Consider the following 26,394-nt stretch of genomic DNA (forward strand, 5'->3'; position numbering starts at 1 on the left):
CGCCTACTCCACCGTCACCGACTTGGCGAGGTTACGCGGCTGGTCCACCTCATTGCCCCGCGCCGTGGCCAGCTCGCACGCGAACACCTGCAGCGGCACCGTCGCCACCAGCGGCTGGAGCAGCGTCGGCGTGGCCGGGATCCGGATCAGGTGGTCGGCGTACGGGACGACCGCCTCGTCGCCCTCCTCCGCGATGACGATGGTCCGCGCCCCGCGCGCCCGGATCTCCTGGATGTTCGACACGATCTTGTCGTGGAGCACCGAACGGCCGCGCGGCGACGGGACGACCACCACCACCGGCAGGTCCTCCTCGATCAGCGCGATCGGCCCGTGCTTGAGCTCGCCCGCCGCGAAGCCCTCGGCGTGCATGTACGCCAGCTCCTTGAGCTTGAGCGCGCCCTCCAGCGCCACCGGGTAGCCGACGTGCCGCCCCAGGAACAGCACCGTGTCCTTGTCCGCCAGGGACCGCGCGAGCGCCCGGACCGGCTCCATCGTCTCCAGTACGGTGTCCACGGCCGCGGCGATGTCCGACAGCTCCCGGATCACCGACTCGATCTCGTCGCCCCACTTGGTGCCGCGCACCTGACCGAGGTACAGCGCGACCAGGTAGCAGGCCACCAGCTGCGTGAGGAAGGCCTTGGTCGAGGCGACGGCCACCTCGGGACCGGCGTGCGTGTACAGCACGGCATCCGATTCGCGCGGGATCGTCGACCCGTTCGTATTGCAGATGGCCAGCACCTTGGCGCCCTGCTCGCGCGCGTGCCGCAGCGCCATCAGGGTGTCCATGGTCTCGCCGGACTGCGAGATCGCGACCACCAGCGTCCGCTGGTCCAGGATCGGGTCGCGGTAGCGGAATTCGCTCGCCAGCTCCGTCTCGCACGGGATGCGGGTCCAGTGCTCGATGGCCAGCTTCGCGATCATGCCCGCGTGGTACGCCGTACCGCACGCCACGATCACGACCTTGTCGACCTCCCTGAGCACCGAGTCGGGGATGCGCACCTCGTCCAGGGTCAGCGAGCCGCTCGCGTCGATCCTGCCCAGGAGGGTGTCGGCGACAGCCTTGGGCTGCTCGGCGATCTCCTTGAGCATGAAGTAGTCGTATCCCCCCTTCTCGGCCGCCGAGGCGTCCCAGTCCACGTGGTACGCCCGCACGGTCGCGGGCGAACCGTCGAAGTTGGTCACCGTGACCCCGTCGCGGCGGAGTTCGACGACCTGGTCCTGCCCCAGCTCGATCGCGGCCCGGGTGTGGGCGATGAAGGCGGCCACGTCCGAGGCGAGGAAGTTCTCGTCCTCTCCAACGCCCACCACCAGCGGCGAGTTCCGGCGCGCGCCGACCACCACGTCCGGCTCGTCGGCGTGCACCGCGACCAGCGTGAAGGCCCCCTCGAGGCGCCGGCACACCAGCCGCATCGACGCCGCGAGGTCCGCGGTGGCCGAGAACTCCTCGGCGAGCAGGTGGGCCACGACCTCGGTGTCCGTCTCGGACTCCAGCCGGTGTCCGCGCTCGGCCAGTTCGGCGCGCAGCACGGCGAAGTTCTCGATGATGCCGTTGTGCACGACGGCCACCCGCCCGGAGTTGTCCAGGTGGGGGTGGGCATTGGCGTCGGTGGGCCCGCCGTGGGTGGCCCAGCGGGTGTGCCCGAGCCCGGTGGATCCGGCCGGCAGCGGATTGCCGACCAGCTCCTTCTCCAGGTTGACCAGTTTCCCGGCCTTCTTGACGGCGGCCAGCCCCCCGTCGGCGAGCACGGCGACCCCCGCCGAGTCGTAGCCGCGGTACTCGAGCCGCTTGAGTCCGGCGATGACCACATCGAGCGCCGACTGCGCTCCCACGTAACCCACAATTCCGCACATACGCCGCAGCGTACGCCGAAGTTGGCCGTCTGCCCTGTAGCCGAACAAGACGAAAACCCGCCCCGGCGAAGGTGCCGGAGCGGGTGTGACGCGTGGTGCGCCCGTGGCGCGCGCGGGGGTCAGCCGAGCTTCTTGACCTGCGCGTCGATGACGGTCTTGGGCTGCTCGGCGGTGCCGGACAGGCTCAGGGCCGAGAAGGTCGCCACGGTGTTGCCCTTGCGCACGAACACCAGCTGGGTCGTCAGCTTCTCGCCGTCGGCGTCACCCTCGACGGTGAGGGCCAGGGCCTCGTCGCCGGCGGTCACGGAAGCGCCCGGGGAGACCTTGGTGACCTTGCCGGTGTCGCCGCCCAGAGTGGCGCCATAGCCCCCGGCGCACTTCTGGCTCGCGGTCTTGACGGCGGCGAAGGCCTCCTCGGCGCCCTTGGCGTCGTACGAGGCGAGGGTGACGGCGGTAGCGGTGGAGCTGAGCGCGCCCAGGATGGCCTTCGCCTTCTCCTCCTCCGAGGCGCCCTCGGCGGCGGCCTTCGGATTGGCGACGACCTTGGTGCGCGCGGTGCCCGTGGGCGTGCCGGCCGGGGCGAAGCTCTGCGCCTGGACGAGCACCTTGCACTCGGGCTTGTCGCTGGTGGCGGCGGCGCCCGCGGTGGACTCGGCCGGGTCGGCCGCCTTGAAGGTGTGGTCCGCGAGGTCGGCCTGGGACAGCAGGACCTTGGCCAGCTCCGCGTCCGTCTTGCCCTTGGCGGCCGGGGCCGCCGAGGTGGCCGCGGCGGCGGACGGCGTGGCGTCGGCCTTGGTGTCGCCCTTCTCGGCGCCGCAGGCGGTGCCCAGCAGGGCCAGCGACACCGCGGACGCGGTCAGGACAGTACGACGGACAAGAGCGGTACGCACGTGAGGACTCCCCCGAAAACGAGAACAGGAACCGCGGGAGCGGCGCCCCGGCAAAAACGGGGCGGGCACGCATCAGGACCGCGGTATTCCGGCAATCTACTGCCGAAACGATCACCTGATCGGAGATTTCCCCGCCTCCCGGCCAATCGTGACCGGCACGAGACCCCAAGAGACTCGAATCGGTACCGTCCCTCGTGCAACCTGCACCCCGGCACGCGCCTGCCCGGCGCACCTGACGTACGTGACCGACCACACCACCCACAACGGCCCCCGAGCCCCGACAATGGCGGTGTGATCACTTCGCCGCCACGAAGCAACACGCCGGACAGTGCAACGGAGCGCACCGGCCAGGAGGGGCACCCCACGCGCCCCGCCCACCGCCGCGGTCCCGAGGCCTCGCCGTACGTCGACCTCACCCGCGCCGAGTGGAGCGCGCTGCGCGAGCGGACCCCGCTGCCGCTGACGGCCGAGGAGGTCGAGCGGCTGCGCGGCCTCGGCGACGTCATCGACCTGGACGAGGTCCGCGACGTCTACCTCCCGCTCTCCCGCCTCCTGAACCTGTACGTCGGCGCCACCAGCAACCTCCGCGGCACCCTCAACACCTTCCTCGGTGACGCGGGCAACGGCCACGGCGCCCAGCAGGGCACCCCCTTCGTCATAGGGGTCGCCGGTTCGGTCGCCGTCGGCAAGTCCACCGTGGCCCGTCTGCTCCAGGCCCTCCTCGCGCGCTGGCCCGAGCACCCCCGCGTGGAGCTGGTCACCACGGACGGCTTCCTCTACCCGATGAAGGAGCTCCAGCGGCGCGGGCTCACCTCCCGCAAGGGCTTCCCCGAGTCCTACGACCGCCGCGCGCTCACCCGCTTCGTCGCCGACATCAAGGCCGGCAAGGACGAGGTCAGGGCCCCGGTGTACTCGCACCTGATCTACGACATCGTCCCGGGCGAGGAGCTCGTCGTACGGCGCCCGGACATCCTGATCGTCGAGGGCCTCAACGTGCTCCAGCCGGCCCTCCCCGGCAAGGACGGCCGCACCCGCGTCGGCCTCGCCGACTACTTCGACTTCAGCGTGTACGTGGACGCCCGCCCCGAGGACATCGAACGCTGGTACCTCAACCGCTTCCGGAAGCTGCGCGAGACCGCGTTCCAGAATCCTTTCTCCTACTTCCGCAAGTACACCCAGGTCTCCGAGGAGGAGGCCATGGAGTACGCGCAGACGATGTGGCGGACCATCAACAAGCCCAACCTGCTGGAGAACGTGGCCCCCACCCGCGGCCGCGCCACCCTGGTCGTCCGCAAGGGCCCGGACCACAAGGTCCAGAAGCTGAGCCTGCGCAAGCTCTAGTCCGTCGCTAGGGTGCGGGCATGCTGCATCTGCGGATGATCACCCCGCCCCACCTCACGGACCAGGTGGTGTCACTGATCGACCAGACGGTCGGGACCACCCATCTGGTCGTACTGACGGGCGCCGCCCGCAACCCGGAGGGCGATGTCGTGCTGTGCGACGTGGCCCGCGAGGCGGCCGGCGAGCTGCTCCAGGAGATGCGCACGCTCGGCATCGACCAGAGCGGGTCGATCGCCGTCGAGAACATCGACCTGTCGATCTCCAAACGCGCCGATGAGGCGGAGGAGGAGGCACCGGGCGAGGCCGCCGACGCGGTGATCTGGGAACAGCTCTCCGAGTCGACCCACGAGGAGTCCACCCTCACGATCACCTACAGCGCCTTCATGATCGTGGCGACGATGATCGCGGCCTGCGGTGTGGCCCTGGACAACGCGATCCTGATCGTGGGCGCCATGGCGGTCGGCCCCGAGTTCGGCCCGCTCGCCGGGATCTGCACGGGCCTGGTGCAGCGCGCCCCGAAGCTCGCCGCGCGGTCGCTGATCGCCCTGATCGTCGGTTTCGCCTCCGCGATCGTGGCCACGACGGTCTTCAGCCTGGTGATGGACGCGATCGGCCAGTTCCACGAGGGAATGCTCGAGGCCCCCCGGCCGAACACCAGCTTCATCTGGCAGCCCGACCCGTTCTCCTTCGTCGTGGCGCTGCTCGCCGGCGTGGCCGGCATGCTGTCGCTGACGTCGGCGAAGGCCGGTGCGCTGGTCGGCGTGGCGATCTCCGTCACCACCGTCCCGGCGGGCGCGAACGCCGCGGTGGCCCTCAGCTACGGCGACTTCGCCCAGATGTGGGGCTCGGCCGTACAGCTGATGCTCAACCTGGGCGGCATCATCCTCGCGGGCACGCTCACCCTCGTCGCCTGGAAACTGCTGTGGCGCACCCAGCACGACCGGATGATCCGGCCACCGGGTGCGCCACGCATCTGAACGTACGTGCCGCTGACGCGACTACGGCTAGCCGAGCGCCGACTTCACGACGTCCGCCAGCCGGCCGGCGACCGCGCGGGCCTGCTCGATGTCGGCGGCCTCCACCATCACCCGTACGAGCGGCTCCGTACCGGACGGACGGAGCAGCACCCGCCCGGTCGTGCCCAGCTCGCGCTCGGCGTCGACCACGGCCGCGGCCAGTTCGGCGGAGGTGGTGACCCGGGACTTGTCCACGTCGGGGACGTTGACCAGCACCTGCGGCAGCCGCTGCATGACGCCGGCCAGCTCGGCCAGGGACTTGCCGGTGGCCGCGACCCGCGCCGCCAGCAGCAGGCCGGTCAGCGTGCCGTCGCCGGTCGTCGCGTGGTCGAGGATGATCACGTGGCCGGACTGCTCGCCGCCCAGCGCGTAGCCGTGCTCCTTCATCGACTCCAGCACGTACCGGTCGCCGACGCCGGTCTGGACGACCTGGATGCCCTCGGCCTCCATGGCCAGCTTGAAGCCCAGGTTGGACATGACGGTGCCGACGACGGTGTTCTCGCGCAGCTGCCCGGCCTCGCGCATGGCCAGCGCCAGCACCGCGAGGATCTGGTCGCCGTCCACCTCCGCTCCGGTGCCGTCCACGGCCAGGCAGCGGTCGGCGTCGCCGTCGTGCGCGATGCCGAAGTCGGCGCCGTGCTCCACGACGGCCGCCTTGAGCAGGGCGAGGTGGGTGGAGCCGCAGCCGTCGTTGATGTTCAGGCCGTCCGGCTCGGCGCCGATCGTGATGATCTCCGCGCCGGCCCGGGCGAAGGCCTCGGGCGAGACGTACGCGGCGGCGCCGTGGGCCTCGTCGAGGACGACCTTCAGGCCGTCGAGGCGGTTGGGGAGCACCCCGATGAGGTGGGCGACGTACCTGTCGAAGCCCTCGGTGTAGTCGGAGACCCGGCCGACGCCGGCGCCGGTGGGCCGGTCCCAGGGAGCGCCGGTGCGGTGCTCGTCGTAGACCGACTCGATCCGGTCCTCCAGCTCGTCGGCGAGCTTGTGGCCCCCACGCGCGAAGAACTTGATGCCGTTGTCGGGCATCGCGTTGTGGCTGGCGGAGAGCATCACGCCGAGGTCGGCACCCAGCGCACCGGTGAGATACGCCACCGCCGGGGTGGGCAGCACACCGACGCGCAGGACGTCCACGCCCGCGCTCGCGAGGCCGGCCACGACCGCGGCCTCGAGGAATTCACCGGAGGCCCGGGGGTCCCGGCCGACCACGGCAGTGGCCCGGTGGCCCGCGAAGGTGCCCGCCTCGGCGAGTACGTGGGCAGCCGCCACGGAGAGGCCGAGCGCGAGCTCCGCCGTCAGATCCGCGTTGGCAACGCCGCGTACACCGTCCGTCCCGAAGAGTCGTCCCACTGTTGTCCTCCCGAGTTTCCGCTTTGTCTGTGACCGCATGTGACAGGTATGTGCCGCTTGTGGCGGTAAACGAACCGCCCCGGCAGCACGGAGAGTGCTGCCGGGGCGGTTTCGTTGCTGAACAGCAGGCGCAGATTAACGCTTGCTGTACTGCGGAGCCTTACGGGCCTTCTTGAGACCGGCCTTCTTGCGCTCGACCGCACGGTCGTCGCGGGAGAGGAAGCCGGCCTTCTTCAGCGCCGGGCGGTTGTTGTCCACGTCCGCCTCGTTCAGCGCGCGGGCCACGCCCAGGCGCAGGGCGCCGGCCTGGCCGGAGACGCCGCCACCCGAGATGCGGGCGATGATGTCGTAGCGGTTGTCGAGCTCGAGCAGCTTGAACGGCTCGTTGACTTCCTGCTGGTGCACCTTGTTGGGGAAGTAGTCCTCAAGGGTGCGACCGTTGATCTTCCACTTGCCGGTGCCCGGAACGATCCGGACGCGGGCGATGGCGTTCTTGCGACGGCCCAGGCCGGCGGCCGGCTGGGGGTCGCCGAAGCGACCGGCAAGGGACTCGGAGGTGTAGTCGCCCTCGACGACGACCTCAGACTCGCTGGTGTACTCCTCGACGTTGCCCTCGAACTCGTCGACGGGGGTCGTCTCGGCGGTGGTCTCGGCCACGATGCTCCTCAGAATTTTCTACGTCTTAGGGGGTGGCCGGAACTACTGCGCGACCTGGGTGATCTCGAACGGCACCGGCTGCTGGGCAGCGTGGGGGTGCTGGTCGCCCGAGTAGACCTTCAGCTTCGAGAGCATCTGACGGCCCAGGGTGTTCTTGGGGAGCATGCCCTTGATGGCCTTCTCGACGGCCTTCTCCGGGTTGTTCGCCAGGAGGTCGTCGTAACGCACGGAGCGGAGACCACCCGGGTAGCCGGAGTGGCGGTACGCCATCTTCTGCGACGCCTTGTTGCCGGACAGGTGAACCTTGTCGGCGTTGACGATGATGACGAAGTCGCCCATGTCCATGTGGGGGGCGTAAGTCGGCTTGTGCTTGCCGCGCAGGAGGGCGGCGGCCTGGGTCGCCAGACGGCCGAGGACAACGTCCTGGGCGTCGATGACGAGCCACTGGCGCGAGATGTCGCCGGGCTTGGGGCTGAACGTACGCACGCGTATGCCTTCGCTTCTTCAGTGGTGGGTCATCCCATAGGGCGCAAGCCCCGCGGGAAGGGTCCTGACAGGGTCACCACGGACGATCACGACAGCCCTCGTTCACATCGGGGACGCAACCCGTGTGAACCGCTGGTCATCGGTCCGGTGGACCGGCGTAAGGCCCTTTCACGTGAGAATGAGAAAGCCAATACGCATAACAAACCAGCAGAGTACCCAAGAAGACCCGTATGGGTCAAAACGCGGTCCGCGATGCCGATTCTGCTGGCGTCGCGGCGCACTCCGGTTCGGTCCTGGGTGGGGACCCCGCAGTTGTTACGGGCTCCAGAATAACCCGACCGGAGCGCAGCGCACGACGCCCCAGCAGGATTGCCAGTCCGCAGAGGGTGGCGCAGTCCTTGAACGCGCGCCGCTTGTGGGCCAGCTCCGAGGGCCACGGGACGAAGGCCACCTGGGGCGTCAGCGCCAGCCAGAACCAGGGCGAGCGGGGCATCGACCCCGGCCGCACCCCCGAGGCGAGCAGCACCGGCAGCACCACCAGCAGGTAGTGGTCGAAGGACGGCCGCGACACCAGGAATGCGGCGAGCATCACCATGCAGGCCGTCTCCACCAGCCGCAGCTCGCCCCCGTCCGCGTCGTCCGTGCGCCGCCACCGCGTCCAGGCGGCCCACAGCCCGGCCGCGGCCCCGGCGAAGGCCACCAGCACCGCCAGCGGCTCCGGCACCCCCAGCCTCGGCAGCACCGCGATCGGCGAGGCGTCCCAGGGCAGCGCGTAGGCGTCCTGCCCCTGGAGCAGGAACGGCAGCGTCTTGGTGAAGAACAGCGACGGGCTCGGCATCAGCAGCGCGCCGGCCAGCGAGAGCCCCAGCGGCACCAGCACGGCCACGGCCAGCCCCCGCCACTGCCGGGCCAGCAGGAACAGCAGCCCGATCGGCACCAGCATCGGCTTGCAGGCGATCGCCAGCCCCACCACCAGCCCGGCCGCGCCCCAGGCCCTGCGGTGCGCGAGCAGCAGCGCCGCCGGCAGCGCGGCCGCCGAGATGGCCGTCCAGTTCCCGATCAGCACGAGGTTCACGTACGGCTTGTAGGCGAGCGCCAGCACCGCGAACCCGCCGACCGCAAGGCGCGAGCGCAGCGGCACCGAGAAGAGCCTCAGCGCGGCCAGCCAGCCCGCGCCCAGCAGCGCGGACATCCCGAGCGGCAGCAGCCATCGCAGGACCGTCTGCGGCAGCACCGCCTCCGGCACCGCCATGAGCACCGCGCTCGGCAGGTACAGGAAGCGCTTGTCCTCGTACGGGGAGCCGCCCGCCAGCAGCGTCTGCGCGGCCTTGACCACGAAGGCGTTGTCCGAACCCCAGTTCTCCCGCAGGCTCGTGGAGACGGAGATCCCGAGGACCACCGCGAGGGCGGCGAGCCGCAGGGGGCGCGAGGAGGGCCGCAGCAGCCAGCCGATCAGACGGTCCCCGGCGGCCGGGCTGTCCCATTTCACGAGCCAGATGCTAGGCCGCAGGCCCACGACGTCTCCCCCTCGCTCCTACCGCTTGCGTTCGACTCTACGTTCGTCCCAGACGGGCTCCTGAGTCTCCCGCACCACACCGTCCGAACCGAAGACCAGGTAACGGTCAAATGTGCGCGCGAACCACCGGTCGTGCGTGACGCACAGCACAGTGCCCTCGTACGCCTCCAGGCCGTCCTGCAGCGCCTCCGCGGACTCCAGGTCCAGGTTGTCCGTCGGCTCGTCCAGCAGCAGCGCCGTGGTCCCGGCCAGCTCCAGCAGCAGGATCTGGAATCGCGCCTGCTGGCCGCCCGAGAGCTTCTCGAACTTCTGGTCTCCCTGGCGCTCCAGCTCGTAGCGGCGCAGGACGCCCATGGCGGCGCCCAGCGGCTTCGCCGCCTCCGTCCACAGGATGTCGACGAGCGTGCGGCCGAACAGCTCCGGGTGGGCGTGGGTCTGCGCGAAGTGTCCGGGGACCACGCGGGCGCCCAGCTTCCAGGTGCCGGTGTGCTTGACGTCCTCGCCCGCCAGCAGCCGCAGGAAGTGCGACTTCCCGGAGCCGTTCGAGCCGAGCACCGCGACCCGCTCCCCGTAGAAGACCTCCAGGGAGAAGGGCTTCATCAGGCCGGTGAGCTCCAGGTTCTCGACGGTGAGGGCGCGCACGCCCGTACGGCCGCCCTTGAGCCGCATCCGGATGTCCTGCTCGCGCGGCGGCTCCGGCGGCGGGCCGGCCTCCTCGAACTTCTGGAAGCGGGTCTGCATGGCCTTGTACCGGGAGGCCATGTCGGGGCTGCTCGCCGCCTGGTTGCGCAGCCGCAGGACCAGCGCCTTCAGCCGGGCGTGCTCCTCGTCCCAGCGCCGCTTGAGCTCCTCGAAGCGGGCGAAGCGCTCCTTGCGGGCCTCGTGGTAGGTGTCGAAGCCGGCGCCGTGCACCCACACGTCCGTGCCCATGGGGCTCGGCTCCAGGCTGATGATCTTCTCGGCGGCCCTGGACAGCAGCTCGCGGTCGTGCGAGACGAACAGCACGGTCTTGCGGGTGGCCTTGAGCTGCTCCTCCAGCCACCGCTTGCCCGGGACGTCGAGGTAGTTGTCCGGCTCGTCGAGCAGCAGCACCTCGTCCGGCCCGCGCAGCAGCGCCTCCAGGACCAGCCGCTTCTGCTCACCGCCGGAGAGCGTGCGCACCTCGCGGAACTGCGCCGTGTCGTACGGGATGGCCAGCGCGGCCGTGGTGCAGACGTCCCACAGGGTCTCGGCCTCGTAGCCCTGGACGTCGGCCCAGTCGCTGAGCGCCTGCGCGTAGGCCATCTGCGCGGCCTCGTCGTCCACGGTGAGGATCAGCTGCTCGGCCCGGTCCACGGCCTTCGCGGCCTCCCGGATGCGCGGCTGGGACACCGAGACCAGCAGGTCCCGTACGGTCGTCTCGTCCCGTACGGAGCCCACGAACTGCGACATCACACCGAGGCCGCCGCTGACGGTGACCGCACCGCCGTGCGGCTGGAGCTCGCCGGAGATCAGCTTGAGCAGGGTGGTCTTGCCGGCGCCGTTCGCCCCCACGAGGGCGACGACCGACCCCTCCCCCACGCGGAAGGAGACGTCGGGGAGCAGGACCCGCCCGTCGGGAAGGTAGTACTCCAGGTGGCTGGCTTCGAGATGTCCCATGCGGGCATTCAACAGCCCCGCACGGGACGCGCTCAAACGGATAGGGCCGCGGGCCTACGCGGCCCCGCGACGCCGGGAGATCACCCGCAGGCCGATACCGGCTCCGAGCGCCAGGACGGCCAGCCCGGCGGCGCCTGCCACGGCGGTGCCGGTGCTCGCAAGCCCACCCCCGTTGCCGCCGGCCGCCTGGGTGGCGGTGGCGGTGGCGGTGCCCGTCGGGGCCGGGGTTCCGGTGGCCGTACCGGTCGGGGCCGGGGTGGCCGTGGCGCTACCGGTCGGAGCGGGCCCGGTGGCGAGCTTGACCTTCGTCTTGAGGGCGTCGTTCTCGGGCTTGGTGTCCCGGCCGGCCTTGTTGTGGATCTTCGCCGTGATGACGGCGCCGTCCGGCAGCGAGGAGTCGATCTTGAATTTGAAGGAGAACCGCGTCTCGTAGCCCTTGGGCAGCGGGGACGACGTCAGGCCGCAGACGTAACCGGTCGTCTCGGTGGGCTCGTTGGGTGCGTCACCACCGTCGGCGGCCTTGCAGCCCTCCACGACGGTCACGCCCTTCGGGGTGACGACGTGCACGTATCCGGCGGGGACCGGCTCCCACGGCGAGTAGACCGTCGCCGGCCCCTCGCTGCGGAAGACGAAGTCGGCGGCCACGGTGCCCCCGGCCGGCGCCGAGAGATCGGTCGGACCGGTGAGCGAGAAGTCCGCCGTGTTGTTCACGTACACGGTGTTCTCGAATTCGCCGATCTCGCCCCATCCGGGCTTCGCCGCGGCCATGACCAGCTCCGGGCCATCACCCTTCTGGTACTGGATGCCGCCCCTCAACATGGTCCGGTTCGCCGGCGTGTCCTCGAACAGCTGCGCCTGGAGGAATTCGATGTAGGAGGTCGGCAGGGCCTTTACCGTCATCGGCTGCGAGATCTTGTACCAGCTGCCCGGCTCGAACGGCCCCTTGAACGTGCAGAGCGCCCGCACCTCGTACCCGGTGGCGTGCTTGCCTCGGCCGTACTCGCAGTTCGAGAACCGCTCCGAGGTCTCCAGGCCGCTCATGGAACTCAAGAGCACGAGCACGTCCCCGCCCCGTACACCGCCCGAGTTGGTCAGGCCGAACGTGATGGGCTGCGTCTCACCGACCTTCATGCCCCACTTCGGCTCGGTCTTCACCATCCGCAGGAGCGGAGCCTTGCGGACCGACACCACGGAGGAGGACCCTGCGATCGCAGTCCCGTCGGGGGTCGTCGCAGACACCTTGATCGTGCCCTTGGCGTCGGGGGCGCCACCCTTGACACCGGTGAGGCCGACCGTCACCTTCCGGCTCGTACCGGCCTTCGGAAGGCCGCCGTCCAACGGCGTGCAGCTGACGATCCGCCCCGTGGTCTTGCACCCGTGGCCCGGCCAGGCCCAGGCGAAGTCCGCGACCCCGGCCGTGTCGGTGAGGTCGAGGGTGACGGTGAACGGCGCGTCGGCCTTCGTGGCACCCGCGGCCGCCTTGATCGTGACGTCGAAGTCCGTGCGCTGGTACGGTCCCGGGTCCAGTGTCACCTCGCCGTCATTGATCGCGGTGCTGTACTCGGCATCCGCCGCGTGCACCGGGGCCGTCGCCCCGAGCAGCACCAGCGAACCGGCCGCGAGACCCGCGGCAAGCGATCGGAATCGCACTCTCAAACCACTCCCCTATCGGACGACAGGGCGCGTCGTGCGCGCCCCTTTGTCCGACCGAGACGAAGATCGAAAGTTGCCTCACGGCACATAACGAATCCGCAACGGCCCTGCGAACCTCAGCAGCAGCCCTTCCCCGGCAGGGTGCGCATGTTGCGCGCCTCCTTGCTGCGGGCGGCCAGCAGCTCGTCCGCCGGGTAGCCGACCTCCTCCAGGGTGAGCCCGTGCGGCTTCACCACGTGCACGGAGGAGTCCCGTACGGCCGCTTCCAGCACCTTGCCGGGCCAGTCGGTCGGCCGGTGGCCGTCCCCGACGTGCAGCAGGGCGCCCACCAGGGAGCGGACCATGTTGTGGCAGAAGGCGTCGGCGCGGACGGTCGCGGTGATGATCCCGTCCTCCCCGCGCACCCAGCTGAGCTGCTGGAGCGTACGGATGGTCGTGGCACCCTCGCGCTTCCTGCAGTACGCGGCGAAGTCGTGCTCGCCGAGCAGCGGGGCGGCGGCCTCGTTCATGGCGTCCACGTCCAGGGGCCACGGGTGCCACAGCACGTGCCCGCGGCGCAGCGGGTCGACCCCGCCCTGGTGGTCGCCGACGCGGTAGGCGTAGCGGCGCCAGATGGCCGAGAACCGCGCGTTGAAGCCCTCGGGGGCCTCGGCGACCTTCCACACCCGTACGTCGTGCGGCAGCCGTCCCGCGAGGCGGCGCAGCAGCTTGTCGTGGTGCTCGGCCCACACCTCCTCGGCCAGGTCGAACTGCGCGACCTGCCCGCGGGCGTGCACGCCCGCGTCCGTACGCCCGGCCACGGTCAGCTCGACCGGCTCGGACAGCCGCATGACGGTCTGCAGGGCCGACTCCAGTTCGCCCTGCACGGTCCGCAGGACGCGCTGCTTCGCCCAGCCGGAGAAGTCCTTGCCGTCGTAGCTCAGGTCCAGCCGCACCCGGACGTGCCCGGGCTCCACCTCGTCACTCACGTGACCGATCCTCTCAGAAGCTCCCACATGCAGAACGGGCCCGCCCCGAGAGGGGCGGGCCCGTTCAGAGCCGTTTCAGCGTGATCCCGGGAGGGATCAGGCCTCCTTGGTCTCCTCGGCGGCGGGAGCCTCGGCGGCCTCCGCCTCCTTCACCGCGCGCTTGGTGGCGGCCTCGGCCTCACCGGTGGCCTGCTGGGCGACCGTGAGGGCCTCGACCAGCTCGATCACGGCCATCGGGGCGTTGTCGCCACGACGGTTGCCGATCTTGGTGATGCGCGTGTAACCACCGGGGCGGTTCTCGTAGCGCGGGGCGATCTCGGTGAACAGCGTGTGCACGATGCTCTTGTCCGTGATCGTCTGCAGCACCAGGCGACGGTTGTGGATGTCGCCCTTCTTGGCCTTGGTGACCAGACGCTCGGCGTAGGGACGCAGGCGGCGGGCCTTGGCCTCGGTGGTGGTGATGCGGCCGTGCTCGAAGAGCGCCTTCGCGAGGTTCGCGAGGAGGTGCTTCTCGTGCGCGGCGGAGCCGCCCAGGCGGGCACCCTTTGCGGGACGCGGCATTGTTACTCCTTCATATCTGCACCGGCCGTGTCAGGTACCGGAGTCAGTTCCCTCAGGCGGTCGCGAGAGGGGTGTGCGGGGGGCGTGAGCCCCCCGCAAGCTTTTCTAGTACTGCTCGGTCTCGACGAAACCGGCGTCCGCGTCGTCGTCGGCGCCGAAGGCGTCGGCGGCGGCGGTCGGGTCGAATCCGGGCGGGCTGTCCTTGAGGGCCAGGCCCATGCCGGCCAGCTTCGCCTTGACCTCGTCGATCGACTTCGCACCGAAGTTGCGGATGTCGAGCAGGTCGGCCTCGGAACGCGCCACGAGCTCACCCACGGAGTGGATGCCCTCGCGCTTGAGGCAGTTGTACGAGCGGACCGTGAGCTCGAGCTCCTCGATCGGCAGCGCCAGGTCGGCGGCCAGGGCCGCGTCCGTCGGCGAGGGGCCCATGTCGATGCCCTCGGCGTCGATGTTGAGCTCGCGCGCCAGGCCGAACAGCTCGACCAGGGTCTTGCCGGCGGACGCCATGGCGTCGCGCGGGCGCATGGCCTGCTTGGTCTCGACGTCGACGATCAGCTTGTCGAAGTCGGTGCGCTGCTCGACTCGGGTCGCCTCGACCTTGTAGGTGACCTTGAGGACCGGGCTGTAGATGGAGTCGACCGGGATGCGGCCGATCTCCTGGCCCAGCTGCTTGTTCTGCACGGCGGAGACGTAACCGCGACCGCGCTCGACGGTCAGCTCCATCTCCAGCTTGCCCTTGCCGTTCAGCGTGGCGAGGACCAGGTCCGGGTTGTGCACCTCGACACCGGCCGGGGGCGCGATGTCGGCAGCGGTGACCAGGCCGGGGCCCTGCTTGCGCAGGTACATCACGACCGGCTCGTCGTGCTCCGAGGAGACGACCAGCTGCTTGATGTTGAGGATGATGTCGGTGACGTCTTCCTTGACACCCGGCACGGTGGTGAACTCGTGCAGGACGCCGTCCACGCGGATGCTGGTGACAGCGGCACCCGGGATCGAGGACAGGAGCGTACGGCGCAGGGAGTTGCCGAGGGTGTAGCCGAAGCCCGGCTCCAGCGGCTCGATCACGAACCGCGAGCGGTACTCGTCGACGACCTCTTCGGTCAGCGAAGGACGCTGAGCGATAAGCATGTCTGTGTTCCTTCAGTCGTGGACGCCCACTATTTGACGCCCGACATGTACTGCTGGGTACTACAAGGGTACGGGCGGTACGTCCCCCGAAGGGTTCGTACCGCCCGGACACTCAAGAACGCACAGGTGCGTCAGACGCGGCGGCGCTTCGGGGGGCGGCAGCCGTTGTGCGGGGTGGGGGTGACGTCCTGGATCGAGCCGACCTCGAGGCCGGTGGCCTGGAGGGAGCGGATCGCGGTCTCACGGCCGGAGCCGGGACCCTTGACGAAGACGTCGACCTTGCGCATGCCGTGCTCCTGCGCGCGGCGGGCGGCCGACTCGGCGGCCATCTGCGCGGCGAAGGGGGTGGACTTGCGCGAGCCCTTGAAGCCGACGTGGCCGGCGGAGGCCCAGGAGATCACGTTGCCCGAGGGGTCGGTGATCGAAACGATGGTGTTGTTGAACGTGCTCTTGATGTGGGCGTGCCCGTGAGCGACGTTCTTCTTTTCCTTGCGGCGCACCTTCTTGGCAGCGCCCTGACGACCCTTGGGGGGCATCTAAATCTCCTACGGGAGGTGGTCGGTCCTACAGCGCAAGACCGCTGAACAGGACTACTTCTTGCCCGGCTTCTTCTTACCGGCGATCGCGCGACGCGGGCCCTTGCGGGTACGCGCGTTCGTGCTGGTGCGCTGACCGTGCACCGGCAGGCCACGACGGTGGCGGATGCCCTGGTAGCACTGGATCTCGATCTTGCGACGGATGTCGCCCTGGATCTCGCGGCGGAGGTCACCCTCGGTACGGAGGTTGGCGTCCACGTACTCGCGGATCTTGACGAGGTCCTCTTCGGCCAGGTCACGAACGCGGGTGTTCGGGTTCACGCCGGTGGAGGCGAGGATCTCCTTGGACCGGGTGCGCCCGATACCGAAGACGTAGGTGAGTGCGATCTCCACACGCTTTTCGCGCGGGATGTCAACACCGGAAACGCGTGCCATTCAATGGCTCCTGTGTGTTCGGGGGTCTTCCGCAGAACCACTCCCGACCGCCGACCACCCTGCTGGGTGGTGGTACGTCCGGGTCCCCGGCCCCCGCCGGAGGTACCGCCGGCCCCTCTCAGGGCTGGGCGGGTTCTGCGTATGTACGTTTTCTTACGTCGCGCGAAGAACTGCGGAAGGCAGGTCGGTCGGCGTGCGTCAGCCCTGGCGCTGCTTGTGGCGCAGGTTGTCGCAGATGACCATGACCCGGCCGTGACGGCGGATCACCTTGCACTTGTCGCAGATCTTCTTGACGCTCGGCTTGACCTTCATGTTGGTGAGGTTCTCCGGGTCAGTGCCACCACCCGCGCCGGGACAAGACGCCCAGGCGGGAGTGAAGACAAGATCTACTTGTATCGGTAGACGATCCGGCCACGCGTCAGGTCGTAGGGAGAGAGCTCCACGACAACCCGGTCATCAGGGAGGATGCGGATGTAGTGCATGCGCATCTTGCCGCTGATGTGCGCGAGGACCTTGTGACCGTTCTGGAGTTCCACCTTGAACATCGCGTTCGGGAGGGACTCGATCACGGTGCCCTCGATTTCGATGGCACCTTGCTTCTTGGCCACGCTTCGCCTTTCGAATCGGCTACCTTGATCGGCCTCGCGCGCCATGCAGGCATGGAAGTGCACGAGAGCCGACGAGTCAGTCTACGTCAGGGCTCCCAGAAACACGAATCCGGAAAGTTTGCCCCAGAGTGTAGATCATTAACCGGCCAGGTCCAGGGGGTCGGGAGCCGTCGTGACCCCGTACTCCGCCAGCTTGGCCTTACCGCAGTCCGGAGCGGTCAGCACGATGGGCCCGGCCTCCGTCAGCGCGATGGAGTGCTCCCAGTGCGAGGACCAGGTGCCGTCCGTCGTGATGACCGTCCAGTCGTCCGCCAGGACCTCCGTCTGGGCCGTGCCCAGGGAGACCATCGGCTCGATCGCCAGGCAGACGCCCGGGACGAGCTTGATCCCCTTGCCCCGCTTGCGCGAGACGTAGTTCAGCAGGTGGGGGTCCATGTGCATCTCGGACCCGATGCCGTGGCCGCCGTAGTCCTCGATGATCCCGAACCTGCCGAGGCTGTGGTCGCCCGTGCTCGGGCGCGGCTGGCGCTTGATGTAGGTCTCGATCGCCTTCGAGATGTCCACGAGGCGGTTGCCGAGCTTCATGGCGGCGATACCGGCCCACATGGACTCCTCGGTCACCCGGGAGAGCTCCAGGAGCTCGGGGGCGTGCCCGGTGCCCACGAAGGCGGTGTAGGCGGCGTCGCCGTGCCAGCCGTCCACGATCGCGCCGGCGTCGATCGAGATGATGTCGCCGTCCTTGAGGACCGTCTTGTCGTCCGGGATGCCGTGGACGACGACCTCGTTCACCGAGGTGCAGATCGTGGCGGGGAAGCCGCCGTAGCCGAGGAAGTTCGACTTGGCCCCGGCGTCGGCGATCACCTTGCGGGCCACCATGTCCAGATCCCGTGTCGTGGCGCCCGGAACGGCCGCCTCACGGGTCGCCGCGTGGATCGCCGCGACGACCAGCCCCGCCTCGCGCATCTTCGCGATCTGCTCGGGGGTCTTGATCTGGACCATGAAAGAACGCCTTCCAGCTTCGGTACGAGTCTTCTCAACAGTACGGCCGCGGCGTCCTGGGGACACCGCGGCCGTATCCGCACAGCGGGGGTACTACTTCTTGAGGGCGTCCATCGCGCGCTTGGTGACGTCCGCGACCTCACCGAGGGCTGGGATGGTCACCAGCAGGCCCTGGGCCTTGTAGTAGTCGATGATCGGCTCGGTCTGCGTGTGGTAGACCTCGAGCCGGTTGCGCACCGTGGCCTCGGAGTCGTCGCCGCGCTGGTACAGCTCGCCGCCGCAGGTGTCGCAGACACCCTCGGCCTTCGGCGGGGCGTACGTCACGTGGAAGACGTGCGCCGACTCGTTGCGGCAGATCCGGCGGCCGGCGATGCGCTTGACGACCTCGTCCTCCTCGACCTCCAGGTCGAGGACGGCGTCGAGCTTCATGCCCTCCGCCTGGAGCATCACGTCGAGCGCCTCGGCCTGCGAGACGTTGCGCGGGAAACCGTCGAGCAGGAAGCCGTGCACGGCGTCGGGCTGCTCCATCCGGTCCTTGGCCATACCGATGGTGACCGAGTCCGGGACCAGGTCGCCGGCGTCCATGTACGCCTTGGCCTGCTTGCCGAGTTCGGTGCCCTGGCTGATGTTGGCCCGGAACAGGTCGCCCGTGGAGATGTGCGGGATCGACAGGTTCTTGGCAAGGAACGCGGCCTGCGTTCCCTTGCCCGCACCGGGCGGTCCGACGAGGACGATTCGCATCAGCGGAGGAACCCTTCGTAATTGCGCTGCTGGAGCTGGCTCTCGATCTGCTTCACGGTTTCCAGACCGACACCCACGATGATGAGGATGCTCGTCCCGCCGAACGGGAAGTTCTGGTTCGCTCCGAAGCCGGCCAACGCCATCGTCGGCACAAGAGCGATGAGACCCAGGTACAGCGACCCCGGCCAGGTGATCCGGTTGAGCACATAACTCAGGTACTCGGCGGTAGGTCGACCGGCGCGGATACCCGGGATGAACCCACCATACTTCTTCATGTTGTCTGCAACTTCCTCGGGGTTGAAGGAAATCGCCACGTAGAAGAACGCGAAGAAGACGATCAAGAGGAAGTAGGCCGCGATGTAGTACGGGTGGTCGCCCTTGACGAAGTGCTTCTGGATCCAGGTGGCCCAGCCCGCGGTGGACCCGCTGAACTGGACGATCAAGGCCGGGATGTACAGCAGCGACGAGGCGAAGATGACCGGGATCACACCGGCCTGGTTCACCTTGAGCGGGATGTAGGTCGACGTGCCGCCGTACGCACGGCGACCGATCATGCGCTTCGCGTACTGGACCGGGATCCGGCGCTGCGCCTGCTCGACGAAGACCACCAGGGCGACCATCGCGAGGCCGACGAGGATGACGACGCCGAACTCGACCCAGCCGTCGGCGATCTTGCCCTGGAGCTTGATCTGCCAGAGGGCGCCGATGAAGCCGGCGGCGATGGAGATGAACATCAGGATCGACATGCCGTTGCCGATGCCGCGGTCGGTGACGAGCTCACCGAGCCACATGACGACACAGGTACCGGCGGTCATGGTGACCACCATGACGATCGTGGTGAAGATGGACCGGTCCGGGACGATCTGGCTGGCGACCTGGCAGCCCTGGAACAGGGCGCCGGTGCGGGCGGTGGCGACGAGGCCGGTGCCCTGCAGGATCGCGAGTGCGACCGTCAGATAGCGCGTGTACTGGGTGATCTTCGCCGTGCCGGCCTGACCCTCTTTTTTGAGGTTCTCCAGCTTCGGGATGACCACGGTCAGCAGCTGCAGGATGATGCTCGCCGTGATGTACGGCATGATGCCGAGCGCAAAGATCGTGATCTGCAGCAGCGCACCGCCGCTGAACATGTTGACGAGACCGAACAGCCCGTTGCTGTTGCCTGCCTGGTCGACACAGATCTGAACGTTCTTGTAGCTCACGCCGGGTACCGGGATGTGGGACCCGAGCCGGAACAGCACGATGATGCCGAGCGTGAAGAGCAGCTTCTTGCGCAGGTCGGGCGTCTTGAACGCCCGGGCGAACGCGGTGAGCACGGTGCCTCCTGCGACCCCCGCGCTACTGCGTCAGAGGTGACGGTCTGAGGGATCGACGAATACGTACATGCAAAGGTGCAGGCCACCTTACCGGCGACTGCGGCCCCCGTGGAACGACCAACCGGGGATGCCCCATATGTGAGGCATCCCCGGTCGGGTTTCGAGCTATTTAGCCACTGGATTCGTCTTAGACGAGCTCGGTGACAGTGCCACCGGCAGCAGCGATCTTCTCCTTGGCGGAGCCGGAGACGGCGTCAACCGAAACCTGCAGCGCCACGGAGATCTCGCCCTGGCCCAGGACCTTGACGAGGCTGTTCTTGCGAACCGCGCCCTTGGCGACCAGGTCGGCCACCGTGACCTCTCCACCCTCGGGGTAGAGCGCGCCGAGCTTGTCCAGGTTCACGACCTGGTACTCGGTGCGGAACGGGTTCTTGAAGCCCTTGAGCTTCGGGAGACGCATGTGGAGGGGCATCTGCCCACCCTCGAAGCGCTCCGGGATCTGGTAGCGGGCCTTCTGGCCCTTCGTACCACGACCGGCCGTCTTACCCTTCGACGCCTCACCACGACCGACACGGGTCTTCGCGGTCTTGGCGCCGGGGGCCGGACGGAGGTTGTGGGCCTTCAGCGGGCTGTTCTCAGCCATGATTAGTCAACCTCCTCAACCGTCACGAGGTGGCGGACGGTGTGAACCATTCCGCGGAACTCGGGGCGGTCCTCCTTGACGACGACGTCGTTCAGGCGCTTGAGCCCGAGCGAACGCAGCGTGTCGCGGTGGTTCTGCTTGCTGCCGATGTACGACTTCGTCTGCGTGATCTTGAGGCGAGCCATTACGCACCCGCCCCAGCACGCGCACGAAGCAGAGCCGCGGGGGCGACGTCCTCGAGGGGCAGACCACGGCGAGCCGCGATCTCCTCGGGACGCTGCAGGCCCTGGAGGGCCGCCACGGTCGCGTGCACGATGTTGATCGCGTTGTCGGAGCCGAGCGACTTCGACAGGATGTCGTGAACGCCGGCGCACTCCAGAACGGCGCGCACCGGGCCACCGGCGATAACACCGGTACCGGGGGAAGCAGGCTTCAGCAGGACGACGCCCGCAGCCTTCTCGCCCTGGATCGGGTGAGGGATGGTGCCCTGGATGCGCGGAACCTTGAAGAAGTTCTTCTTGGCTTCCTCGACACCCTTGGCGATGGCCGCGGGAACTTCCTTGGCCTTGCCGTAACCGACACCTACGGTGCCGTCACCGTCGCCCACCACGACCAGCGCGGTGAAGCTGAAGCGGCGACCACCCTTGACAACCTTGGCGACGCGGTTGATCGCGACAACGCGCTCAACGTAAGCGGTCTTCTCGGCGGCAGGGCCACCGTCGCGACCCTTCCGGTCCCGCCGCTCGCCGCCACCGGCACCGCTTCCGCGGCGCTGGGGTCCAGCCATTGGATTACCTCTCTCTGTTACGTCCGTGAGTCCCGGAACCGGGGCTTAGAACTTCAGCCCGGCTTCGCGGGCGGCGTCAGCCAGAGCGGCAATGCGCCCGGCGTATCGGTTGCCACCGCGGTCGAACACGACGGTCTCGACACCCGCGGCCTTGGCACGCTCGGCGACGAGCGCGCCGACAGCCTGGGCCTGGGCGCTCTTGTCGCCTTCGCCACCGCGGATCGAAGCGTCCAGGGTCGACGCCGACGCCAGGGTGTGACCCTGGAGGTCGTCGATGACCTGAGCAACGATGTTGCGGTTCGAACGCGTCACGACGAGGCGCGGACGCTCCGCCGTACCCGAGACGTTCTTGCGGATGCGGATGTGGCGGCGAGCCTTGGCAGCGCGCTTGTACGCGTCGCCCTTGGCGATCTTCACACCGTATGCCATGGCTACTTACCAGCCTTTCCGACCTTGCGGCGGATGACCTCGCCGGCGTACTTGACACCCTTGGCCTTGTACGGGTCGGGCTTCCGCAGCTTGCGGATGTTGGCGGCGACCTCGCCGACCTTCTGCTTGTCGATGCCCTCGACCGAGAACTTGGTCGGCGACTCGACCTTGAAGGAGATGCCCTCGGGCGCCTCCACCAGGATCGGGTGGCTGTAGCCGAGCTGGAACTCCAGGTCGGAGCCCTTCGCGGCCACGCGGTAACCGACACCGCTGATCTCGAGAGCCTTGACGTATCCCGTGGTCACACCGGTGATCATGTTCGCCACCAGCGTGCGGGACAGGCCGTGCAGGGCCTTGTTCTGACGCTCGTCGTTCGGGCGGGTGACGTTCAGAACGCCGTCCTCGTCCTTGACGACTGCGATGGGCGCCTTAACGGTGTGCGCGAGGGAACCCTTGGGGCCCTTCACGGCGACCGTCTGGCCATCGATGGTGACGTCCACACCGGCGGGAACCTGGATGGGGAGCTTGCCGATTCGCGACATTGCTTTTCCTCCGTTCCCGACTACCAGACGTAGGCGAGGACTTCCCCACCTACGCCCTTCTTGCCTGCCTGCTGACCGGTCAGGAGACCGTGGGACGTGGAGATGATCGCCACGCCCAGGCCACCGAGGACCTTCGGCAGGTTGGTGGACTTCGCGTACACGCGCAGACCGGGCTTCGAGATCCGCTTGATGCCCGCGATGGAGCGCTCACGGTTCGGCCCGAACTTCAGCTCGAGGACGAGGTTCTTGCCGACCTCGGCGTCCTCGACCTTCCAGCCGGTGATGAAACCCTCCTGCTTGAGGATCTCTGCGATGTGCGACTTGATCTTGCTGTGCGGCATCACGACGGTGTCGTGGTACGCCGAGTTAGCGTTACGCAGACGCGTGAGCATGTCTGCGATCGGGTCAGTCATGGTCATGAAGTGGCCTTCGGCCTCTCTCGCCGGGGTTTCCTGTATGCGCCATCCCTCTCCCCGCTCAGTGGCGGGACGGGTGCGGTGCGGGGACCTACGGCGTAGTAAGTCGTTATGGGCGGCGGACGCCCAACCACACAAGCCTAAGGCATGCAGGGCCGGGCAGCCGCCGTCCAGATGCTTACCGAGAGTGCCTGGTACTTCCCAAGTCCTTGCGGACGAGGGGGATTTACCAGGAGCTCTTGGTCACGCCCGGCAGCTCGCCACGGTGAGCCATCTCACGAAGGCAGACGCGGCACAGGCCGAACTTGCGGTACACGGAGTGGGGACGACCGCAGCGCTGGCAGCGGGTGTACGCACGCACACCGAACTTGGGCTTGCGGGCAGCCTTCGCGATAAGAGCCTTCTTCGCCATCTCGCTTACGCCTCCTTGAAGGGGAAGCCGAGGTGACGAAGGAGGGCACGGCCCTCGTCGTCGTTGGTCGCCGTGGTGACCACGGTGATGTCCATACCCCGGGTACGGTCGATCTTGTCCTGGTCGATCTCGTGGAACATGACCTGCTCCGTGAGACCGAAGGTGTAGTTGCCACGGCCGTCGAACTGCTTCGGCGACAGACCACGGAAGTCACGGATACGCGGCAGCGCGAGCGACAGCGTACGGTCCAGGAACTCCCACATGCGGTCACCACGGAGGGTGACGTGGCAGCCGATCGGCTGACCCTCGCGCAGCTTGAACTGCGCGATGGACTTGCGGGCCTTCGTGACGGCCGGCTTCTGACCGGTGATCGTCGTCAGGTCGCGGATGGCGCCGTCGATCAGCTTGGAGTCGCGGGCGGCGTCGCCCACACCCATGTTGACCACGATCTTCACGAGGCCGGGGATCTGCATGACGTTCTCGTAGGAGAACTCCTCACGCAGCTTGCCCGCGATGTCCTCGCGGTACTTCGTCTTGAGACGCGGAGTGGTAGCCATCAGATGTCCTCACCCGTCCGCTTGGCAACGCGGATCTTGTTGCCCTCGTCGTCGAAGCGGTAGCCGACGCGGGTGACGACCTTCTTGCCGTCCTTCTCCACAACCAGCTGAACGTTGCTGACGTGGACCGGGGCCTCGGTGATCACAATGCCACCGGCCTGGTTCTGCGCAGCCTTGGTGTGCTTCTTGACCCGGTTGACACCCTCGACGAGGACACGGTTCTCAGCGGGGAAGGCAACGATGACCTTGCCCTGCTTGCCCTTGTCCTTACCGGTGATGACCTGGACCAGGTCGCCCTTCTTGATCTTCATGCTTACAGCACCTCCGGCGCGAGCGAGATGATCTTCATGAACTTCTTCTCGCGCAGCTCACGGCCCACGGGGCCGAAGATACGGGTGCCGCGAGGGTCGCCGTCGTTCTTGAGAATGACAGCGGCGTTCTCGTCGAAGCGGATGTACGAGCCGTCCTGGCGGCGGCGCTCCTTGACGGTGCGAACGATGACCGCCTTGACGACGTCACCCTTCTTCACGTTGCCACCGGGGATCGCGTCCTTGACGGTGGCGACGATGACGTCACCGATGCCCGCGTAGCGGCGACCGGAGCCACCGAGAACACGGATGCAAAGGATCTCCTTGGCACCAGTGTTGTCGGCGACACGCAGTCGCGACTCCTGCTGGATCACGTCTATCTCCTGTTTGTCTGCCGGTTCCCGGCGGGGGCTTCACTCCGAGGAGCGAGGCCCCCACCGAGCCTGGCGGAACGAATCCGGGGGAAACCCCCCGGACGAATTACTTGGCCTTCTCGAGGATCTCGACGATGCGCCAGCGCTTGCTCGCCGACAGCGGACGCGTCTCCATGATGAGGACGCGGTCGCCGACGCCGGCAGCGTTCTGCTCGTCGTGCGCCTTGAGCTTGTTCGTACGGCGGATGACCTTGCCGTACAGCGCGTGCTTCACGCGGTCCTCGACGGCGACGACGACGGTCTTGTCCATCTTGTCGCTGACGACCAGGCCCTCACGGGTCTTGCGGAAACCGCGCTCGGTCTTCTCAGTCACGTTGTTCTCGCTCATCAGGCGTTCTCCACCGTCTCGATACCGAGCTCACGCTCGTGCATCAGGGTGTAGATGCGAGCGATGTCCTTACGGACGGACTTGAGCCGGCCGTTGTTCTCCAGCTGACCCGTGGCCGCCTGGAAGCGGAGCTTGAACAGCTCCTCCTTGGCCTCGCGCAGCTTGCCAACGAGCTCCTCGTTGCCGAGCTCGCGGAGCTCGGACGCCTTGGTTCCCGTCGCCATCACGACTCACCTGCCTCGCGCCGAACAATCCGGCACTTCATCGGAAGCTTGTGAGCAGCGCGGGTGAGCGCCTCACGAGCAATCTTCTCGTTCGGGTAGGACAGCTCGAACATGACCCGGCCCGGGTGCACGTTGGCGATCCACCACTCGGGAGAACCCTTACCGGAACCCATGCGGGTCTCGGCAGGCTTCTTCGTGAGCGGGCGGTCCGGGTAGATGTTGATCCAGACCTTGCCGCCACGCTTGATGTGGCGGGTCATCGCGATACGAGCCGCCTCGATCTGGCGGTTCGTCACGTAGGCGGGGGTGAGCGCCTGGATGCCGTACTCGCCGAACGAGACCTCAGTACCGCCCTTGGCCATACCGCGGCGCTTCGGGTGGTGCTGCTTGCGGTGCTTGACCCTACGAGGGATCAGCATGTCGGTCAGGCCTCCGTTCCGGTGCTCTCGGCCGGAGCGGCGGCGGGAGCGTCGGCCTTGGGGGCCTCGGCACCAGCAGCCTGCTGCGGCTTGCGGCCACCACGGCCGCCGCGCTCGCCACCACGGCCACCACGGCCGGCGGGACGGTCGCCAGCGCCGGCACCACGGGCCGGGCGGTTACCCGCACGGGCCGCAGCGTTCTCGGCGCGAACCTCGGCGATGTTCTTGACGTCGCCCTTGTAGATCCAGACCTTCACACCGATACGGCCGAAGGTGGTCTTGGCCTCGAAGAAGCCGTAGTCCACGTTCGCGCGCAGCGTGTGCAGCGGCACACGACCCTCGCGGTAGAACTCGGAGCGGGACATCTCGGCGCCGCCGAGGCGGCCGCCACACTGGATCTTGATGCCCTTGGCGCCGGCCTTCATCGTGCCCTGCATGCTCTTGCGCATGGCACGACGGAAGGAGACGCGGGAGGAGAGCTGCTCGGCAACGGCCTGGGCAACCAGCTGAGCGTCGAGCTCGGGGTTCTTGACCTCGAGGATGTTCAGCTGGACCTGCTTGCCCGTGAGCTTCTCGAGGTCACCGCGGATGCGGTCGGCCTCGGCGCCACGGCGGCCGATGACGATGCCAGGACGAGCGGTGTGGATGTCCACACGCACGCGGTCACGGGTGCGCTCGATCTCAACCTTCGAGATGCCGGCGCGCTCCATGCCGGACGTCATCATCCGACGGATGGCGACGTCTTCCTTGACGTAGTCCTTGTACAGCTTGTCGGCGTACCAGCGGGACTTGAAGTCCGTGGTGATGCCGAGTCGGAACCCGTGCGGGTTTACCTTCTGGCCCATTACCGGGAACCTTCCTTGCTGCTGACGACCACGGTGATGTGGCTGGTCCGCTTGCGGATCCGGTAGGCACGGCCCTGCGCACGCGGACGGAACCGCTTCAGGGTCGGGCCCTCGTCCACGAACGCCTCGCTGATGAACAGCGTGGAGGCGTCCGGGTGGTTGTAGTTGTGCGCGGCGTTGGCAATGGCGCTGTCCAGCACCTTGCCGACGGGCACGCTCGCGGCCTGCGGGGCGAAACGCAGGACCGCCTGAGCCTCCGTGGCATCCATGCCACGGATAAGGTCCACCACGCGGCGGGCCTTCATGGGCGTGACGCGGATGTACCGCGCCTGGGCCCTGGCTTCCATGGTTGTCCCTTCGGTGTAA

The 26,394-nt window shown here is 68.1% G+C and carries 35 protein-coding genes; 2 read left to right on the plus strand and 33 right to left on the minus strand.

Annotated elements, in window-relative coordinates:
- Nucleotides 1-3: 3 nt before the first annotated feature.
- Together glmS and ACIP5M_RS25835 are read right to left on the minus strand one after the other, a co-directional pair.
- Nucleotides 4-1,851: a glutamine--fructose-6-phosphate transaminase (isomerizing) gene (gene glmS, locus ACIP5M_RS25830; RefSeq protein WP_401201219.1), complete on the minus strand. Its 1,848-nt coding sequence runs from the start codon at nt 1,849-1,851 to the stop codon at nt 4-6.
- A 119-nt stretch (nt 1,852-1,970) separates the two neighbouring features.
- Complete coding sequence (locus tag ACIP5M_RS25835; protein ID WP_401201222.1) at nt 1,971-2,741, minus strand: hypothetical protein; 771 nt, start codon at nt 2,739-2,741, stop codon at nt 1,971-1,973.
- Between the two features lie 291 nt (nt 2,742-3,032).
- On the opposite strand from ACIP5M_RS25835, the gene coaA reads away from it, so the two are divergent.
- A complete protein-coding gene (coaA, locus tag ACIP5M_RS25840; RefSeq protein WP_401201225.1) occupies nt 3,033-4,082 on the plus strand; it encodes a type I pantothenate kinase in 1,050 nt (349 codons plus the stop codon).
- A 20-nt stretch (nt 4,083-4,102) separates the two neighbouring features.
- Nucleotides 4,103-5,059: a DUF389 domain-containing protein gene (locus tag ACIP5M_RS25845; protein ID WP_401201228.1), complete on the plus strand. Its 957-nt coding sequence runs from the start codon at nt 4,103-4,105 to the stop codon at nt 5,057-5,059.
- Between the two features lie 27 nt (nt 5,060-5,086).
- Here the strand turns inward: ACIP5M_RS25845 and glmM are convergent, their stop codons facing one another.
- The 31 genes from glmM to rplV form a co-directional block, all read right to left on the minus strand.
- Nucleotides 5,087-6,445 (minus strand): phosphoglucosamine mutase, encoded by a 1,359-nt coding sequence (glmM, locus tag ACIP5M_RS25850; RefSeq protein ID WP_401201231.1) that lies wholly within the window; start codon nt 6,443-6,445, stop codon nt 5,087-5,089.
- Between the two features lie 135 nt (nt 6,446-6,580).
- Nucleotides 6,581-7,102 carry a 30S ribosomal protein S9 gene (rpsI, locus tag ACIP5M_RS25855; protein ID WP_150518302.1) on the minus strand — a complete coding sequence of 174 codons (522 nt, stop codon included), beginning with the start codon at nt 7,100-7,102 and terminating at the stop codon, nt 6,581-6,583.
- 42 nt (nt 7,103-7,144) lie between these two features.
- Nucleotides 7,145-7,588 (minus strand): 50S ribosomal protein L13, encoded by a 444-nt coding sequence (gene rplM / locus ACIP5M_RS25860; RefSeq protein WP_008739660.1) that lies wholly within the window; start codon nt 7,586-7,588, stop codon nt 7,145-7,147.
- A 235-nt stretch (nt 7,589-7,823) separates the two neighbouring features.
- A complete protein-coding gene (locus ACIP5M_RS25865; protein ID WP_401201236.1) occupies nt 7,824-9,077 on the minus strand; it encodes a glycosyltransferase family 87 protein in 1,254 nt (417 codons plus the stop codon).
- A 45-nt stretch (nt 9,078-9,122) separates the two neighbouring features.
- Entirely contained in the window at nt 9,123-10,742 is a 1,620-nt protein-coding gene (locus tag ACIP5M_RS25870) for an ABC-F family ATP-binding cassette domain-containing protein (protein WP_401201239.1), read from the minus strand.
- A 54-nt stretch (nt 10,743-10,796) separates the two neighbouring features.
- Nucleotides 10,797-12,392 (minus strand): hypothetical protein, encoded by a 1,596-nt coding sequence (locus tag ACIP5M_RS25875; protein ID WP_401201242.1) that lies wholly within the window; start codon nt 12,390-12,392, stop codon nt 10,797-10,799.
- Between the two features lie 119 nt (nt 12,393-12,511).
- Entirely contained in the window at nt 12,512-13,363 is an 852-nt protein-coding gene (gene truA / locus ACIP5M_RS25880; RefSeq protein WP_401201245.1) for a tRNA pseudouridine(38-40) synthase TruA, read from the minus strand.
- 96 nt (nt 13,364-13,459) lie between these two features.
- Complete coding sequence (rplQ, locus tag ACIP5M_RS25885; RefSeq protein WP_215023458.1) at nt 13,460-13,924, minus strand: 50S ribosomal protein L17; 465 nt, start codon at nt 13,922-13,924, stop codon at nt 13,460-13,462.
- Between the two features lie 105 nt (nt 13,925-14,029).
- Nucleotides 14,030-15,052 carry a DNA-directed RNA polymerase subunit alpha gene (locus ACIP5M_RS25890; RefSeq protein WP_007265920.1) on the minus strand — a complete coding sequence of 341 codons (1,023 nt, stop codon included), beginning with the start codon at nt 15,050-15,052 and terminating at the stop codon, nt 14,030-14,032.
- 131 nt (nt 15,053-15,183) lie between these two features.
- Nucleotides 15,184-15,588: a 30S ribosomal protein S11 gene (gene rpsK / locus ACIP5M_RS25895; RefSeq protein ID WP_003956432.1), complete on the minus strand. Its 405-nt coding sequence runs from the start codon at nt 15,586-15,588 to the stop codon at nt 15,184-15,186.
- Between the two features lie 54 nt (nt 15,589-15,642).
- Nucleotides 15,643-16,023 (minus strand): 30S ribosomal protein S13, encoded by a 381-nt coding sequence (rpsM, locus tag ACIP5M_RS25900; RefSeq protein WP_007265919.1) that lies wholly within the window; start codon nt 16,021-16,023, stop codon nt 15,643-15,645.
- Nucleotides 16,024-16,221: 198 nt separating this feature from the next.
- Complete coding sequence (gene rpmJ / locus ACIP5M_RS25905; protein ID WP_003956441.1) at nt 16,222-16,335, minus strand: 50S ribosomal protein L36; 114 nt, start codon at nt 16,333-16,335, stop codon at nt 16,222-16,224.
- Between the two features lie 74 nt (nt 16,336-16,409).
- Nucleotides 16,410-16,631 (minus strand): translation initiation factor IF-1, encoded by a 222-nt coding sequence (gene infA / locus ACIP5M_RS25910; RefSeq protein ID WP_003956442.1) that lies wholly within the window; start codon nt 16,629-16,631, stop codon nt 16,410-16,412.
- 138 nt (nt 16,632-16,769) lie between these two features.
- On the minus strand, nt 16,770-17,630 hold the full coding sequence (map, locus tag ACIP5M_RS25915) for a type I methionyl aminopeptidase (protein WP_401201249.1): 861 nt from the start codon (nt 17,628-17,630) through the stop codon (nt 16,770-16,772).
- A 93-nt stretch (nt 17,631-17,723) separates the two neighbouring features.
- Nucleotides 17,724-18,371, minus strand: a complete 648-nt coding sequence (locus ACIP5M_RS25920; RefSeq protein WP_401201251.1) for an adenylate kinase — start codon at nt 18,369-18,371, stop codon at nt 17,724-17,726.
- The gene (gene secY, locus ACIP5M_RS25925) at nt 18,371-19,684 is read right to left on the minus strand and encodes a preprotein translocase subunit SecY (protein ID WP_401201254.1); all 1,314 of its coding nucleotides are present in this window, start codon (nt 19,682-19,684) and stop codon (nt 18,371-18,373) included. Before secY ends, ACIP5M_RS25920 begins: the two co-directional genes overlap by 1 nt.
- Before the next feature lie 187 nt (nt 19,685-19,871).
- Complete coding sequence (gene rplO, locus ACIP5M_RS25930; protein ID WP_069921525.1) at nt 19,872-20,327, minus strand: 50S ribosomal protein L15; 456 nt, start codon at nt 20,325-20,327, stop codon at nt 19,872-19,874.
- Nucleotides 20,328-20,329: 2 nt separating this feature from the next.
- Nucleotides 20,330-20,512 (minus strand): 50S ribosomal protein L30, encoded by a 183-nt coding sequence (gene rpmD / locus ACIP5M_RS25935; protein WP_005313525.1) that lies wholly within the window; start codon nt 20,510-20,512, stop codon nt 20,330-20,332.
- Nucleotides 20,512-21,114, minus strand: coding sequence for a 30S ribosomal protein S5 (gene rpsE / locus ACIP5M_RS25940; RefSeq protein ID WP_030388857.1), 603 nt, complete (start codon nt 21,112-21,114; stop codon nt 20,512-20,514). The genes rpmD and rpsE overlap by 1 nt, the downstream gene beginning before the upstream one ends.
- 45 nt (nt 21,115-21,159) lie before the next feature.
- Complete coding sequence (gene rplR / locus ACIP5M_RS25945; RefSeq protein WP_030026334.1) at nt 21,160-21,543, minus strand: 50S ribosomal protein L18; 384 nt, start codon at nt 21,541-21,543, stop codon at nt 21,160-21,162.
- Nucleotides 21,544-21,545: 2 nt separating this feature from the next.
- The gene (gene rplF / locus ACIP5M_RS25950; protein ID WP_215015307.1) at nt 21,546-22,085 is read right to left on the minus strand and encodes a 50S ribosomal protein L6; all 540 of its coding nucleotides are present in this window, start codon (nt 22,083-22,085) and stop codon (nt 21,546-21,548) included.
- A gap of 20 nt (nt 22,086-22,105) precedes the next feature.
- Entirely contained in the window at nt 22,106-22,504 is a 399-nt protein-coding gene (gene rpsH, locus ACIP5M_RS25955; protein WP_007265911.1) for a 30S ribosomal protein S8, read from the minus strand.
- A gap of 223 nt (nt 22,505-22,727) precedes the next feature.
- Nucleotides 22,728-22,913 (minus strand): type Z 30S ribosomal protein S14, encoded by a 186-nt coding sequence (locus tag ACIP5M_RS25960; protein WP_003956452.1) that lies wholly within the window; start codon nt 22,911-22,913, stop codon nt 22,728-22,730.
- A 5-nt stretch (nt 22,914-22,918) separates the two neighbouring features.
- Complete coding sequence (gene rplE, locus ACIP5M_RS25965; RefSeq protein WP_030298216.1) at nt 22,919-23,470, minus strand: 50S ribosomal protein L5; 552 nt, start codon at nt 23,468-23,470, stop codon at nt 22,919-22,921.
- Entirely contained in the window at nt 23,470-23,781 is a 312-nt protein-coding gene (rplX, locus tag ACIP5M_RS25970) for a 50S ribosomal protein L24 (RefSeq protein ID WP_150258782.1), read from the minus strand. The genes rplE and rplX overlap by 1 nt, the downstream gene beginning before the upstream one ends.
- A gap of 2 nt (nt 23,782-23,783) precedes the next feature.
- A complete protein-coding gene (rplN, locus tag ACIP5M_RS25975; RefSeq protein ID WP_003956455.1) occupies nt 23,784-24,152 on the minus strand; it encodes a 50S ribosomal protein L14 in 369 nt (122 codons plus the stop codon).
- Nucleotides 24,153-24,258: 106 nt separating this feature from the next.
- The gene (rpsQ, locus tag ACIP5M_RS25980) at nt 24,259-24,540 is read right to left on the minus strand and encodes a 30S ribosomal protein S17 (protein ID WP_030008467.1); all 282 of its coding nucleotides are present in this window, start codon (nt 24,538-24,540) and stop codon (nt 24,259-24,261) included.
- The gene (gene rpmC / locus ACIP5M_RS25985; RefSeq protein WP_054222532.1) at nt 24,540-24,764 is read right to left on the minus strand and encodes a 50S ribosomal protein L29; all 225 of its coding nucleotides are present in this window, start codon (nt 24,762-24,764) and stop codon (nt 24,540-24,542) included. Before rpmC ends, rpsQ begins: the two co-directional genes overlap by 1 nt.
- A complete protein-coding gene (gene rplP, locus ACIP5M_RS25990; protein WP_030026326.1) occupies nt 24,764-25,183 on the minus strand; it encodes a 50S ribosomal protein L16 in 420 nt (139 codons plus the stop codon). Before rplP ends, rpmC begins: the two co-directional genes overlap by 1 nt.
- 5 nt (nt 25,184-25,188) lie before the next feature.
- Entirely contained in the window at nt 25,189-26,028 is an 840-nt protein-coding gene (gene rpsC / locus ACIP5M_RS25995) for a 30S ribosomal protein S3 (protein ID WP_007265905.1), read from the minus strand.
- On the minus strand, nt 26,028-26,375 hold the full coding sequence (gene rplV / locus ACIP5M_RS26000; protein WP_401201266.1) for a 50S ribosomal protein L22: 348 nt from the start codon (nt 26,373-26,375) through the stop codon (nt 26,028-26,030). The genes rpsC and rplV overlap by 1 nt, the downstream gene beginning before the upstream one ends.
- Nucleotides 26,376-26,394 lie beyond the last annotated feature (19 nt).

This window comes from Streptomyces sp. NPDC088762, from assembly GCF_044750905.1.
Lineage (GTDB): Bacteria > Actinomycetota > Actinomycetes > Streptomycetales > Streptomycetaceae > Streptomyces.